General features: G+C 65.2%; 15 protein-coding genes. 5 read left to right on the top strand and 10 right to left on the bottom strand.

The features are described 5' to 3' along the window. Positions 1–8 precede the first annotated feature (8 nt). On the bottom strand, positions 9–1,223 hold the full coding sequence (gene ilvA, locus DK926_RS02455) for a threonine ammonia-lyase (RefSeq protein ID WP_114328341.1): 1,215 nt from the start codon (positions 1,221–1,223) through the stop codon (positions 9–11). A 112-nt stretch (positions 1,224–1,335) separates the two neighbouring features. Between ilvA and DK926_RS02450 the strand changes: the two genes are divergently transcribed. From DK926_RS02450 to DK926_RS02430, 5 genes are read left to right on the top strand one after another with little or no spacing between them, the layout of a single operon-like run. Then, a complete protein-coding gene (locus DK926_RS02450; RefSeq protein ID WP_068427812.1) occupies positions 1,336–1,776 on the top strand; it encodes an Asp23/Gls24 family envelope stress response protein in 441 nt (146 codons plus the stop codon). Beyond that, a complete protein-coding gene (locus DK926_RS02445; protein ID WP_114328339.1) occupies positions 1,773–2,069 on the top strand; it encodes a hypothetical protein in 297 nt (98 codons plus the stop codon). The genes DK926_RS02450 and DK926_RS02445 overlap by 4 nt, the downstream gene beginning before the upstream one ends. Beyond that, positions 2,066–2,245, top strand: a complete 180-nt coding sequence (locus DK926_RS02440) for a DUF2273 domain-containing protein (RefSeq protein WP_114328337.1) — start codon at positions 2,066–2,068, stop codon at positions 2,243–2,245. Before DK926_RS02445 ends, DK926_RS02440 begins: the two co-directional genes overlap by 4 nt. Continuing rightward, complete coding sequence (locus tag DK926_RS02435; protein ID WP_114328335.1) at positions 2,232–3,164, top strand: DUF6286 domain-containing Asp23/Gls24 family envelope stress response protein; 933 nt, start codon at positions 2,232–2,234, stop codon at positions 3,162–3,164. The genes DK926_RS02440 and DK926_RS02435 overlap by 14 nt, the downstream gene beginning before the upstream one ends. Continuing rightward, complete coding sequence (locus DK926_RS02430) at positions 3,161–3,715, top strand: hypothetical protein (protein WP_243636598.1); 555 nt, start codon at positions 3,161–3,163, stop codon at positions 3,713–3,715. The genes DK926_RS02435 and DK926_RS02430 overlap by 4 nt, the downstream gene beginning before the upstream one ends. A gap of 366 nt (positions 3,716–4,081) precedes the next feature. Here the strand turns inward: DK926_RS02430 and tuf are convergent, their stop codons facing one another. From tuf to DK926_RS02385, 9 genes are all read right to left on the bottom strand, one after another. Further along, positions 4,082–5,272: an elongation factor Tu gene (gene tuf / locus DK926_RS02425; RefSeq protein WP_068427803.1), complete on the bottom strand. Its 1,191-nt coding sequence runs from the start codon at positions 5,270–5,272 to the stop codon at positions 4,082–4,084. A 123-nt stretch (positions 5,273–5,395) separates the two neighbouring features. Continuing rightward, complete coding sequence (gene fusA, locus DK926_RS02420) at positions 5,396–7,498, bottom strand: elongation factor G (RefSeq protein WP_068429005.1); 2,103 nt, start codon at positions 7,496–7,498, stop codon at positions 5,396–5,398. Positions 7,499–7,626: 128 nt separating this feature from the next. Beyond that, positions 7,627–8,097 carry a 30S ribosomal protein S7 gene (gene rpsG, locus DK926_RS02415; RefSeq protein ID WP_003941856.1) on the bottom strand — a complete coding sequence of 157 codons (471 nt, stop codon included), beginning with the start codon at positions 8,095–8,097 and terminating at the stop codon, positions 7,627–7,629. Beyond that, positions 8,098–8,472, bottom strand: a complete 375-nt coding sequence (gene rpsL, locus DK926_RS02410; protein ID WP_008714048.1) for a 30S ribosomal protein S12 — start codon at positions 8,470–8,472, stop codon at positions 8,098–8,100. A gap of 285 nt (positions 8,473–8,757) precedes the next feature. After that, positions 8,758–9,276: a DUF3558 domain-containing protein gene (locus DK926_RS02405; protein WP_068427801.1), complete on the bottom strand. Its 519-nt coding sequence runs from the start codon at positions 9,274–9,276 to the stop codon at positions 8,758–8,760. After that, positions 9,273–9,788 carry a DUF3558 domain-containing protein gene (locus DK926_RS02400; protein ID WP_068427797.1) on the bottom strand — a complete coding sequence of 172 codons (516 nt, stop codon included), beginning with the start codon at positions 9,786–9,788 and terminating at the stop codon, positions 9,273–9,275. Before DK926_RS02400 ends, DK926_RS02405 begins: the two co-directional genes overlap by 4 nt. A gap of 25 nt (positions 9,789–9,813) precedes the next feature. Then, positions 9,814–10,776 carry an antibiotic biosynthesis monooxygenase gene (locus DK926_RS02395; RefSeq protein ID WP_114328333.1) on the bottom strand — a complete coding sequence of 321 codons (963 nt, stop codon included), beginning with the start codon at positions 10,774–10,776 and terminating at the stop codon, positions 9,814–9,816. Continuing rightward, a complete protein-coding gene (locus tag DK926_RS02390; RefSeq protein WP_207890728.1) occupies positions 10,777–12,183 on the bottom strand; it encodes a guanine deaminase in 1,407 nt (468 codons plus the stop codon). 47 nt (positions 12,184–12,230) lie between these two features. Next, the gene (locus DK926_RS02385; RefSeq protein WP_114328329.1) at positions 12,231–12,860 is read right to left on the bottom strand and encodes a TetR/AcrR family transcriptional regulator; all 630 of its coding nucleotides are present in this window, start codon (positions 12,858–12,860) and stop codon (positions 12,231–12,233) included. Positions 12,861–12,880: the final 20 nt, after the last annotated feature.

The following is a 12,880-nucleotide window of genomic DNA, read 5'->3' as shown; positions in this document are numbered from 1 at the left end:
CGCGCGGGCTAAGCGCGAACCGTGTACCCCGCCGATTCGAACGCGTCGAGCATCTCCTGCCGGTGTTCGGGTCCGCGGGTCTCGACGGTCAGCATGACCTCGACCTCGTCGAGCCCGAGTTGCCCGCCGGTGCGTGAATGCACGACGTCGACGACGCTCGCACCGAGATCCTTGACGACGCCGAGCAAGTCGAGCAGACCACCGGGTCGATCCGAGATGGTCACGCGCACAGCAAGATACCGACCCGCGGCGCGCAAACCGTGCGTGATGACGTGCGTCAGCAGCAGTGGGTCGATGTTGCCGCCGGACAGCACGGCGCAGACCGGCCCGTCCAGCGCGAGGTCGTCGCGCGTCATCAGAGCGGCGACGGCAGCGGCACCGGCAGGCTCGACGATGAGCTTGGCGCGTTCGATGCACATCAGCAACGCCCTCGACAGCGCGTCCTCGGAGACGGTCACGATGTCGTCGACCTGATTCACCACATGCTCGAACGGCACACTGCCCGGCAGTCCGACGGCGATACCGTCGGCCATCGTCGACATCGACCCCACCGCGACCGGATGTCCTGCGTCGAGCGAGGCCGGCCATGCCGCGGCACCCTCGGCCTGGACCCCGATGATTCGCACCGACGGCTTGTGCAAGCACATCGCCGCGGTGACACCCGCGAGCAGTCCCCCGCCTCCCGTCGGTACTACGACGGTGCCGACGTCCGGCATCTGCGCTATCAGCTCGGTGCCCAACGTTGCTTGTCCCGCAACGATATCCGCGTGATCGAACGGATGGATCAACACCGCGCCGGTTCGCTCGGCGAACTCGTGCGCGTGGACGAGCGCCTCGTCGACGGTGTGGCCGACGAGTTGCACGTCGGCCCCGTACGCCTTCGTGGCGACGAGTTTCGGCAGCGACACTCCGGTCGGCATGAACACCGTCGACGGAATGCCCAATTCCGTTGCCGCCCAGGCTACTCCTTGCGCGTGATTGCCTGCGCTCGCCGCAACGACCCCGTTACGTCGTTCCGACGCGTCGAGACGTGCGATGCGGTTGTACGCACCGCGGGGCTTGAACGACCCTGTGCGTTGCAGGTTTTCGCATTTGAGACGCACGTCGTGTCCGGTCAGATCGGACAGAATCCGAGACGCGACGACCGGCGTTCGCCGCATCACCGGGCCGAGGAGTGCCTCGGCGTCGGAGATGTCCGCGGCCGTGAGCAGCGACCCGGTCATGCGGGACCCACCGACGACGACACGCAGAAACTCACCACTGCCGCAGTATGCCAGGACGCCCCGACGGCGTTTACGTCGCCGCGTCGGGCCCGAAGTCACTACGATCGAGCGTATGAGTACTGACCCCAGCTTCGCCTCCGCGAGTTCCGCTGCGCTCACCACCACGCAGGGTCGAACGATCATCGCCGACGCCGTCGTCGCGAAGATCGCTGGCATCGCCACGCGCGAGATCAACGGCGTCTACGACGTCGGTGGCGGCACCGCGCGCGTCGTCGGCGCGCTGCGTGACCGCATCCCCGGCGCGCGGGTCAACCACAGCCAGGGCGTCGCGGTCGAGGTCGGTGAGAAACAGGCGGCCATCGACATCGGCATCGTCGCCGAGTACGGCGTCGCGCTGCACGAGCTGGCAGCAGGTATCCGCAGGAACGTCATCACGGCCGTCGAACGGATGACCGGCCTCGAGGTCACCGAAGTCAACATCACCGTCTACGACGTCATGCTGTTCGACGAGGCCGACGCGGCCCTCGAACCTGACGTCCGTCGCGTCCAGTGAGCGTCCTCCAGGAACACGAGCTCGCCGACGCGGTTGCTGCGGCCGCGTTGTCGGTGGCAGGAGTCGTCGCGCTGAACGGCGGTGAGTTCGGGGAGATCGCGACGTATCTGCCCGGACGCAAAGTCGTCGGCGTTCGGATCCATGCGGACGGATGCGACGTCCACATCACCGCCGAATATCCCAGCGACGTGCATGCGGTGGCACGCGGTGTACTCGCGGTCGTGCAGCCACTGATCACGGTGCCGGTGTCGGTGACCGTCGAAGATGTTCGCTTTCCTGGAGACAAGTCATGAACTACACGATCGTCGGACTGCTGACCGGTCTGCTGCTCGCGCTCGCCGGCATCGTCGGCGGGTTCAGTGGTTTCGTACTCGCCCTGTTCCTCGGTGCTGTCGGTGTCGCCGTCGGGGCACACTTCGACGGGCGGCTCGACCTGACGTCGTTGGTGCGCAGCCGTGGCCGTGGTTGACACGGACGGCGCGATCTCGAACGGAGGTCCCGGCAGTCTCGTCATCAAGGATCGAGCCGTAGCGCGTGTCGCCGTCGCCGCCGCGCTGACGGTTCCGTCGGTGGTTCGGCAGGTCGGAGGCATGACCCGGCTCACCGGCCGCGATCTTCCCCGCGCCGATGTGTCCGTCGGCGAGGAATCGGTGTCGGTGAATCTGTACGTCGCGCTCGCGTGGCCGTGCCGCATCTCGGAGGTGGCCGCGTCGGTTCACGACGAGGTCAGCCGCACTCTCGACAGCATCGTCGGGCTCCCCTTGCATCGGCTGAACGTGATGGTCGCGGCAACGACAGTCGGTGACGACGGTGACCACGTCGGCGCGTCCGAGCGTGTCGTCGCCGTACCGAGGCCGCGCCCGCCGACGGCCAGTCCCGCCGCGCTTCCCGTCGCTGTCGTGCTCGCGTTCGCGTTGCTCGGCGTCGCGTTCGTCGCGGGCCGTGAATTCTTGATCGTGCACGACACTTTCGGCGGAGCGCCGTGGATTCACAACAGCATCGATTGGATTGCCCAATTACGTTGGGCACCATGGATGGTCGCGGCGTCGGTTGCATCGATTGTCGTCGGCGTCGTACTCGTCGTGTTGGGACTGAAACCACGAACGAAAACCCATGCGGGCGCGGTATCTCCGACGTCGTCGTCACCGATGGTGTGGCTGCGTCCCACCGATGTCGCCCGCATGTGCAGCGATCGTGCGAGCTCGGTGCCCGAAGTGGACTCCGCGCGCACGACGGTCACGCGCAAGAAGATCATCGTCGACGTGCATCGTGCCGGTGACGGCAACGACGCCCTGAGCAATTCGGTGCGTGAGGCCGTGGCGCCGACACTCGCGGTGCTCGCGGAACCGCGGAAGATTCAGGTTCGGGTGAAGGACGTGCGCTCGTGAAGCGTGTGATGGCGGCAGTCGACCGCATTCTCGCCGTAGTGCTGGGAGTGGCGCTGATGTGCGCGGGAGCGTTCGCGCTCGCCTGGTACTTCGATGTTCCGTGGGCGGTGCAGAGATTCGCCACGTTCGACCGAGACATCTTCGTGTCCATCCCGAATCGGAACTGGTGGGAGGTGGCGCTCGCTGCCACTGCTGCGATCACGGCCGTCGTCGCGCTCGTGCTGCTGATCGGCAACCTGTCTCCGCGCCGAACCGGGACGGTACAGATCGCGTCGGACGAATCCCTCGCCGTCCGGGTCGACCTCGGCGCGCTGGCGCGGGGCGTCGCAGCCGATCTCGCGACGTTCCCGGGCGTCGTGAGCGCTGAGGGTCGGGCCATCGACGATCGTGGTGTCCCGACCCTGGCCGTCACGGTCCACACCACACCGGACGTCGACATCGACGCCTTCACCCGGGTCGCCGAGTCGCGGGCCGAGTTCGTCGCCGACACGTTGGAGAACGCCCCCGTCGCCCTGCGCATGCAGGTGCACGTGGATGCCGGGGTGCGCTAGCGCTCGGACATGCCGACGTGGGGCGTCCGACCACCATCCGCGCAGGTTCCAGCGAACGCGCAAGTTGCAACGTGCGCAGCTGCTGAAAGGTGCGCGCTAACGCTCGGGCATCCCGACGTGGGGCGTCCGACCACCGCCCGCGCAGGTTCCAGCCACCGCGCAGGTTGCAACCTGCGCAGCTGCTGAAAGGGGCGCGGAAAGGGGGTCCGCGGGCGCAAAGTCCGCCCCCTCCGTCGCATGAATGGACCACGGCAACTGTCTATCGGATGCTGCGGGCCATCGATGCCGAAACGAGCACACGAGAACGAGCACACGAAAAAGCGCCCACCCCCCGAAGGGGATGGGCGCTTCTCAGGTGGAGCTAGATCACTTGATGATCTTGGTGACGCGACCGGCGCCGACGGTACGACCGCCCTCGCGGATTGCGAAACGCAGGCCCTCGTCCATGGCGACCGGCTGGATCAGCTGGACGGACATCTCGGTGTTGTCACCGGGCATGACCATCTCGGTGCCCTCGGGGAGGGTAACGACGCCCGTAACGTCCGTGGTACGGAAGTAGAACTGCGGGCGGTAGTTGTTGAAGAACGGCGTGTGGCGGCCACCCTCATCCTTGGACAGGATGTAGGCGTTGCCCTCGAACTCCGTGTGGGGAGTCGTGGTGCCGGGCTTGATGATGACCTGGCCACGCTCGACGTCTTCGCGCTTGATGCCACGAACGAGCAGACCGACGTTGTCGCCAGCCTGGCCCGAGTCGAGCAGCTTGCGGAACATCTCGATACCGGTGACCGTGGTCTTGGTCGATCCGGGGCGGATGCCGACGATCTCGACCTCTTCGTTGACGTTGATCACGCCACGCTCGATACGGCCGGTGACAACGGTTCCACGACCGGTGATGGTGAAGACGTCCTCGACGGGCATGAGGAATGCCTTGTCGGTCTCACGAACCGGGTCCGGGATGGAGTCGTCGACAGCCTGCATGAGCTCTGCAACGCTCTCGGCCCACTTCGGGTCACCCTCGAGTGCCTTCAGTGCGGAGACCTTGACAACCGGTGCGTCCTCGTCGAAGTCCTGCGCAGCGAGAAGCTCGCGGACCTCCATCTCGACGAGCTCGATGATCTCGTCGTCGTCGACCATGTCGGCCTTGTTCAGGGCGACGAGGATGTACGGAACGCCGACCTGCTTGGCGAGGAGCACGTGCTCACGCGTCTGCGGCATCGGGCCGTCGGTTGCTGCCACGACCAGGATCGCGCCGTCCATCTGGGCAGCACCGGTGATCATGTTCTTGATGTAGTCGGCGTGGCCCGGAGCGTCGACGTGCGCGTAGTGGCGCTTGTCGGTCTGGTACTCGACGTGGGAGATGTTGATCGTGATACCACGAGCCTTCTCCTCAGGCGCCTTGTCGATCTCGTCGAAGGCCGAGGCCTCGTTGAGGTCCGGGAACTTGTCGTGCAGAACCTTGGTGATTGCTGCAGTCAGCGTCGTCTTGCCGTGGTCAACGTGACCGATGGTCCCGATGTTGACGTGCGGCTTCGTCCGCTCGAACTTCGCCTTCGCCACTGTGTGTCCTCCTGGACTGTTGGTGCTTGCTTCTTATGCAGCAGTGCGGTTGTCTTCGCAGTTCTTTTGAACTGCTCGGTCGTGCGGTGTTACTGATTCAGCGTGTCCAGCTCGCGGAGAAAACTATTCTCCGGTCGCCTTCGCGATGATCTCCTTGGCGACGTTCGCGGGAACCTCGGCGTAGGAGTCGAACACCATGGAGTAGTTAGCGCGGCCCTGAGTCTTCGACCGAAGGTCTCCGATGTAGCCGAACATCTCCGACAGCGGAACCTGTGCCTTGACGACACGTGCGCCGCTACGTTCCTCCATGGCCTGAATCTGACCACGGCGGGAGTTCAGGTCGCCGATGACCTCACCCATGTAATCCTCGGGGGTCGTGACCTCGACGGCCATGACGGGCTCGAGAATGACCGGGCCGGCCTTCTTTGCAGCTTCCTTGAACGCTTGTGAGCCGGCGACCTTGAAGGCCATTTCCGACGAGTCGACGTCGTGGTACGCGCCGTCGAGCAGCGTGACCTTGACGTTGACGAGCGGGTATCCGGCGAGAACGCCGTACTGCATGGCGTCCTGAGCTCCGGCGTCGACCGAAGGGATGTATTCCCTCGGCACACGACCACCGGTGACCTTGTTCTCGAACTCGTAGGTCGCGCCGTCTTCGCCCTCGAAAGGCTCGAGGCTGATGATGACCTTCGCGAACTGACCCGAGCCACCGGTCTGCTTCTTGTGCGTGTAGTCGAGCTTCTCGACGGTCTTGCGGATGGTCTCGCGGTACGCGACCTGCGGCTTACCGACGTTGGCCTCGACCTTGAACTCACGCTTCATGCGGTCGACCAGGATGTCGAGGTGGAGCTCGCCCATGCCGCCGATGACGGTCTGGCCGGTGTCCTCGTCCAGCTTCACCGAGAAGGTCGGATCCTCTTCGGCGAGCTTCTGGATAGCCGTTCCCAGCTTCTCCTGGTCGCTCTTCGTCTTCGGCTCGATCGACACCTCGATGACCGGGTCCGGGAAGGTCATCGACTCGAGGATGACCTGGTTCTGCGGATCGCAGAGGGTGTCACCCGTCGTCGTGTCCTTCAGACCGATCACGGCGTAGATGTGTCCGGCCGACGCCGACGCGACTGCGTTCTCCTTGTTGGAGTGCATCTGGAAGATCTTGCCCAGACGCTCCTTCTTGCCCTTGGTCGAGTTGATGACCTGAGCGCCGGATTCGACCTTGCCCGAGTAGACGCGGACGTAGGTCAGCTTGCCGAAGAAGGGGTGCGCAGCAATCTTGAACGCGAGAGCCGAGAACGGCTCGTCGGCGGACGGCTTGCGCGTGATGACCTGCTCTTCGTCGCCGACTGCGTGGCCCTGAACCGACTCGACGTCGAGGGGGGACGGCAGGTAGTCGATGACGGCGTCGAGCATGGGCTGAACGCCCTTGTTCTTGAACGCGGAGCCACAGAGAACCGGGTACAGCTCGCTGTTGACGGTCATCTTGCGGATGGCGCCCTTGATCTCCTCGATGGAGAGGTCTTCGCCACCGAAGAACTTCTCGAGCAGAGCTTCGTCGGACTCGGCGACGGTCTCGAGGAGTTCCTGACGGTACTGCTCGGCCTTCTCCTGAAGGTCGGCAGGAATGTCCTGAACCTCGTACTTCTCACCGAGCTTGGTCTCGCCGCTCCAGACCTTCGCCTTCATCTCGACGAGGTCGACGATGCCTTCGAAGTCGTTCTCGGCACCGATGGGGAGCTGGATGACGAGCGGCTTCGCGCCGAGGCGATCCTTGATGGTCTGGACGGTGAAGTAGAAGTCAGCGCCCAGCTTGTCCATCTTGTTGACGAAGCAGATACGCGGAACGTCGTACTTGTCGGCCTGACGCCACACCTGCTCCGACTGCGGCTCGACGCCTTCCTTGCCGTCGAACACGGCAACGGCGCCGTCGAGGACGCGCAGCGAACGCTCGACCTCGACGGTGAAGTCGACGTGGCCGGGGGTGTCGATGATGTTGATCTGGTTCTGGTTCCAGAAGCAGGTCACAGCAGCAGACGTGATCGTGATGCCACGCTCCTGCTCCTGCTCCATCCAGTCGGTGGTCGACGCGCCGTCGTGCGTCTCACCGATCTTGTAGTTCACCCCGGTGTAGAACAGGATGCGTTCGGTAGTGGTGGTTTTACCAGCATCGATGTGGGCCATGATGCCGATGTTGCGGACCTTGTTGAGGTCGGTCAGCACGTCCTGTGCCACGGAATTCATCCCGCCTTGTAAGTCGAAGAAGTGGGGCTGGTCGAGCTCGGAGGTGATGATGCCGACCAGGTACTAGGTCTAACGCCGGAAGGACGTAGAAAGTTTCACTACGTCCTTCCGGCCGGAAGTCACCAGCGGTAGTGCGCGAACGCCTTGTTGGCTTCAGCCATCTTGTGGGTGTCCTCGCGACGCTTCACAGCGGCACCGAGGCCGTTGCTGGCGTCGAGAAGCTCGTTGGCCAGACGCTCGACCATGGTCTTCTCACGACGAGCGCGCGAGAAGGTGACCAGCCAGCGCAGAGCCAGCGTGGTGGAGCGGCCGGGGCGAACCTCGACGGGCACCTGGTAGGTGGCGCCACCGACGCGACGGCTGCGGACCTCGAGGGCCGGCTTGACGTTGTCGAGTGCACGCTTGAGCGTGACGACGGGGTCGGTGCCGGTCTTCTCACGAGCCTGCTCGAGCGCCTGGTAGACGATGCGCTCGGCGGTGGACTTCTTGCCGTCGAGAAGGATCTTGTTGACGAGCTGCGTGACCAGCGGCGATCCGTAGACCGGGTCGTTGATCAGCGGCCGCTTGGGTGCTGGGCCCTTGCGTGGCATTTAGCTCTTCTCCTTCTTGGCGCCGTAACGGCTGCGTGCCTGCTTGCGGTTCTTGACACCCTGGGTGTCGAGCGAGCCGCGGATGATCTTGTAGCGCACACCCGGGAGGTCCTTCACACGACCACCGCGAACGAGCACCATCGAGTGCTCCTGCAGGTTGTGGCCTTCACCGGGGATGTAGGCGGTGACCTCCACCGAGCTGGTCAAGCGCACACGCGCGACCTTACGCAGAGCGGAGTTCGGCTTCTTCGGAGTGGTGGTGTACACGCGAGTGCACACTCCACGACGCTGGGGACTGCCCTTGAGGGCAGCGGTCTTCAGTTTCGCAACCTTGTCGGTGCGACCCTTACGGACCAGCTGGTTGATAGTTGGCATGAACCGGCTTTCTTCGTGTCGCGAGTCTCGTACTTGATCGAGACTCAGGGATCTAGCAGTTGGAGCAAGAGAACACTGCTCCTCACCCAGTGGAACCACCGCGGGTCTCTTGCACCCCGCGGTCGGGTGTGTCGCATACCCCCACACGTGCAGCCTGAGCTCGCTGTCGTATCAGCGGGCGCATGGCTGTACCTCGCATAGGCACACAAACGGACCGGCCAGGCCGGACACGACCCATAACGATACCCGGCGGCGCGGCCTCGGGTCAAAACGACCCAGGTTGTGCTACCGGGCCAGATTGATCGTCAGGTCCATCAACGCCGTCGCGGCCTCGCACGGGTCGGGGTGTGCCGAACCCGGCTGATACTGCACCCACCATCCGACGACACCCGAGTCCGGCGACCCTGCACTGACGCCGCACGACGCGGGGTCACCTGGCGGCTGCACCCGAATTGCCTTGCGGCCCTGCACGGTTATGTCGTCGACGGTGTACTCGAGCTGCTCGTTCGTCCGTCGCTCGACGTCGAGCGAGCCGTTCTCGAACCAGTTGAACGACACCTTCACCGTGCCGGACGGACCCGCGACGTCCCAGCGACAGATCGCTCCGAAGAAGGCGCGGGCGATGGCGTCGCCACCCACGGTCTTCGCGATCTGGTCGTCGGAGACGGCGTCGCATTCGGTGAGCAGTTTGCGTAGATCCGGGTTGCCCGACCCGTCGAACGTCGCCGCGGTCGGGGTGCCCTGCACGGTCGTGCTGCATCCGGCGAGGAGCAACAGGCTCGCGGCGGCCAGAGCGCGCCTCATTGCGCGCGCTCCGCGGTGAGCGTCGCCAACTGTTCGGCGACGTCGCACGGACTGGCCGTCGGCGGTTGATCGCCGTACGTGACGGACCAGTGCATGAAGTCCTTGCCGTACTGCACGCCGACCTCGCACAGATAGTTGTCGGTTGCCGCGGCGAAACCGTCGTGTCCGTCGATTTCGATGTTCTCGGCGGGGCGGCCGATCAGCTCCGAGCCTGCTCGCTCCCGCTCGATGGGGCTGCCGCGGTACCACGAGAAACTGACCGACGGGCCGGTGAAGCCGCCGACCTCCCACTCGCATCCGAGGGAATTGCGGGTGATGGCGGTGAACGCGGGAACGGCGAACGCGCTGCGAACCTCCTCGTCGGTGACCGAACCGCACGCACCGAAGAACGGTCCTGCCGCGCCCGGGTCCTCGCTCGCCGTCGTCGCGGACGGGGCCGCCGCGTCGTCACCTCTGCTGCATCCCGCCGACAGCGCGAGGAGTGCCACGCCGAGAACCACGATCGCTCGCATGTTCAGGCACCTTAGTCGAGGGGTGCTAGTCGAAGTAGTCCCAGAACTGCAGCCACTTCACCGACGCGAACAACGACAGCGTCGCCGCGTACACGGCCATCACCACCAGCGCGCCGACAAGCGAGACCTTGCGCGACGCCCCGTCGATCGGGTCGAGCCATCCACGGAACCAACCGGTCACTGCCGGCATGAAGAAGTACGTCATCAACCCGACGCTGCAGATCTGGCTCAGCCACATCGACAGCCACGGTGGTGCGCCGACGTCGTCGAGCAGAGGTCCGACGAACCGCGACAGCGTCATCACCGTCGGATACAGCACGAGCAGGACGAGCATCGCCGTCTTCCAGTCCGGCGTCACCTTGGCCTGACCGTCCTCGACGCGGACGATCGAGCCGAACGGCGTGCTGTGGGTGATCACCGAGAACTCGCCCGCGAGGTGTCTACGCAGTTCGGGAAGGGCCTTGGACCGGGTGTCGGACTGCATCCACTCGGACAGTTGGCGGTCGGTCCTGAACCGCAGTATCGAGATCCATTCGGTGTCGCTCGGGTCGGCAGGCCCGAGCAGGACCGCACCCTCGAATCCGGAGAAGCCGGAACTCAGCGCGACCAACTCTTCTTGCGACCGGCGGAAGTCGGCCAGACGGCCGTCGGCGACGTCGTGCGCGATGATGCCCACTCCCGTCGACGGCGCATGCCCGTCGACGATCAGCAGGTCCGTGCTGACGCGCGTGTGACCGTCCTTCTCCCCCGCATGCAGCAGCGCGGCGCGGTCGTCGCTGTCGAGCCAGGCGTGCAGGTGCTTCTCGGAATCGAACGACACCGACGACGCCCAATCGAATCCGCTTCCGACCGGAGTGGACACCGTTGCGGTCAAGAAACCAGGGCTCGAGGCGGCAGCCTCGTGCATCGTGCGAGTCCAGGCAGTGAAGCCGTCGTGCTCGCCTTTCGATCGGAACACACTGACGGCAGTCGCCGCGGACTCGGCCATCTAGGTCACGTCGATCCGACGACCCTGCACGTAGACCTCGGTGATTGCAGGTTCGCGCATGGCCATCAGCACTGCGAAGAGCGTCTGGTCACGAGCCATGGTCGGGTCGTCGGACCGCACGCCGTTGTCGATCACGCCCTGCAGCGGTGGCCACGCCCGCGGGTCGACGACGACGAAGTCCGCTTCCTTGCCGTCGTCGAAGTTGCCGATCCGGTCTTCCATGTCGAGCGCCCGCGCGCCGGCCAGGGTTCCGGTGAACAGCATCTCGGCCGGGTGCATCGAGATGCCGTCGTCGCCTGCCTCGGAGATGTGGACCTTGAACGCGTCGCCGAGAACCCGGGTCAGCAGGAATTCGTCACCGCCGCCGAAATCAGAACCGATGGCGACGTTGACGCCGGACGCGATGGTTCGCTTCCACGGCATCGTTCCGGAACCGAGGAACTGCTGTGACGTCGGACAGTGCGAGATCGAGGTGCCCGTCTCGGCCATGCGAGCGAGTTCGACGTCCTGGCAGTGGACCGCGTGCGCGAGGATGCTGCGTCGGCCGAGGAAGCTCTTGCCGCCGACGGCGGATCCGGGAAGGAACTTGCCGTCGTACGTGTCGAGGTAGGAGTCGACCTGGTACATCTCCTTCGTCGTCGCCACTTCACCGGTGCCGGGCCGATCGTTCTCGTTGAGGTGACTGTGGAAGTAGACGCCGCGGTCGCGGACCGAATCGTAGAGCTCACCGAGGTTCTTCAACGTCTCGGTGGTGACCGCCAGTGAGAACCGCGGTACGACGGCCACGTGCAACATCGCCGTGCGGACGTCCCCGGTGTCGGCGGCGTGCCATTTCTCGATCTCCTCGGTGACGAGTCGTACGGCGTCGTCTTCGCTGGTGATCAGGGCTGCGGCCGAGTCGGGTCCGGTGGTCTGCACTCCCCGTCCGCTGACGACGCGCAGGCCTCGACGCCTGGTCTCCTCGAACAGTGCGTCCTGCGCGTGCGGGAAGGCCGAGCCGAACACCATCGCCTGCGTCGTACCGGCCGCGATGCGTCGATCGCAGAACTTCACAGCGGCTTCCCGCGCGAAGTCCGGATCGGCGAACAGGCTTTCCGACGGGAAGATGCACGCGTTCAGCCATTCGAGCAGCTGGCCACCGCCGTAGGCGTCGCCGGCGAAGGTCTGCGGGAAGTGGACGTGCGTGTCGACGAACCCGGGGAAGATGAAGCCCGGGCGGTGGTCGACGACGTTCCAGCTCTCGTGGTCCTCGGGCAATCCGTCGAACGCGCCGCAGTAGACGATGCGTCCGTCACCGTCGACGACGAGCGCCCCGTCCTCCAGGTACTCGAGCGCGTCGGTCGCGCCGTGCACCGTGGGCGATCCGGCGACGTGGAAGATGTGGCCTCTGTGTACCTGGTTCACCAGCGAAGCGAATCACGCCGAGATACGCACCGCTTGCCGAACGGTCGAAATCATCCGTTCAGTACAGCGATTTCACCCTGTCGAATCTTCAACGAGCTGTCGAGGACGCCTGCCCAGGCCCGCACGATCTCTGCGCGACGACGCGAGTCGTCGCTCAGTACGTCGGCAAGTCCGAGGCCGCGCGCAAGATCCAGCGTGGCTTGGACGAGGCGGTGCGTCTGCGGATCGGAGTCGTCGGCACCGAGGTGTGCGACGGCCATTCGGTGCGCGACACGGCCGAACTTCTCCTCCAGAGGTAGAACCCGGGCGCGCATCTCGGGGTCGGCGGCCGCGGCCGTCCACACCTGCAGGGCAGCCTTGAACTGCGGTCCGGTGTAGTACTCGACGAGCCGTTCGACCACGGCCTTCGTCCGCTCCGGGCCCGGCGGCACCGGAGTCGTTTCCGCCTGGGCGTTCTCCATCCGCGTGTCGAACATCGAGTCCAGCGCCGCGGTGATCAGGTCCTCGCGCGTCGGAAAGTGGTGTTGTGTCGCTCCGCGGGAGACTCCCGCGCGTTCTGCGACGACGCCTACCGTCGTCGCCGCCCAGCCGTGTTCCGACAGCGAATCGATCGTCGCCTCGAGAAGCCGCTGGCGCGTGGCTCTACTGCGGTCCTGCTTCGGTTCACGCGCCGTCACCATCTCGTACTACTTCTCTCCCG

This window comes from Rhodococcus sp. Eu-32 (genome assembly GCF_003336925.1).
Taxonomy (GTDB): Bacteria; Actinomycetota; Actinomycetes; order Mycobacteriales; family Mycobacteriaceae; genus Rhodococcoides; species Rhodococcoides kyotonensis_B.
The sequence above is the reverse complement of the archived record's forward strand: the minus strand, read 5'-3'. Positions and strand labels throughout refer to the sequence as shown.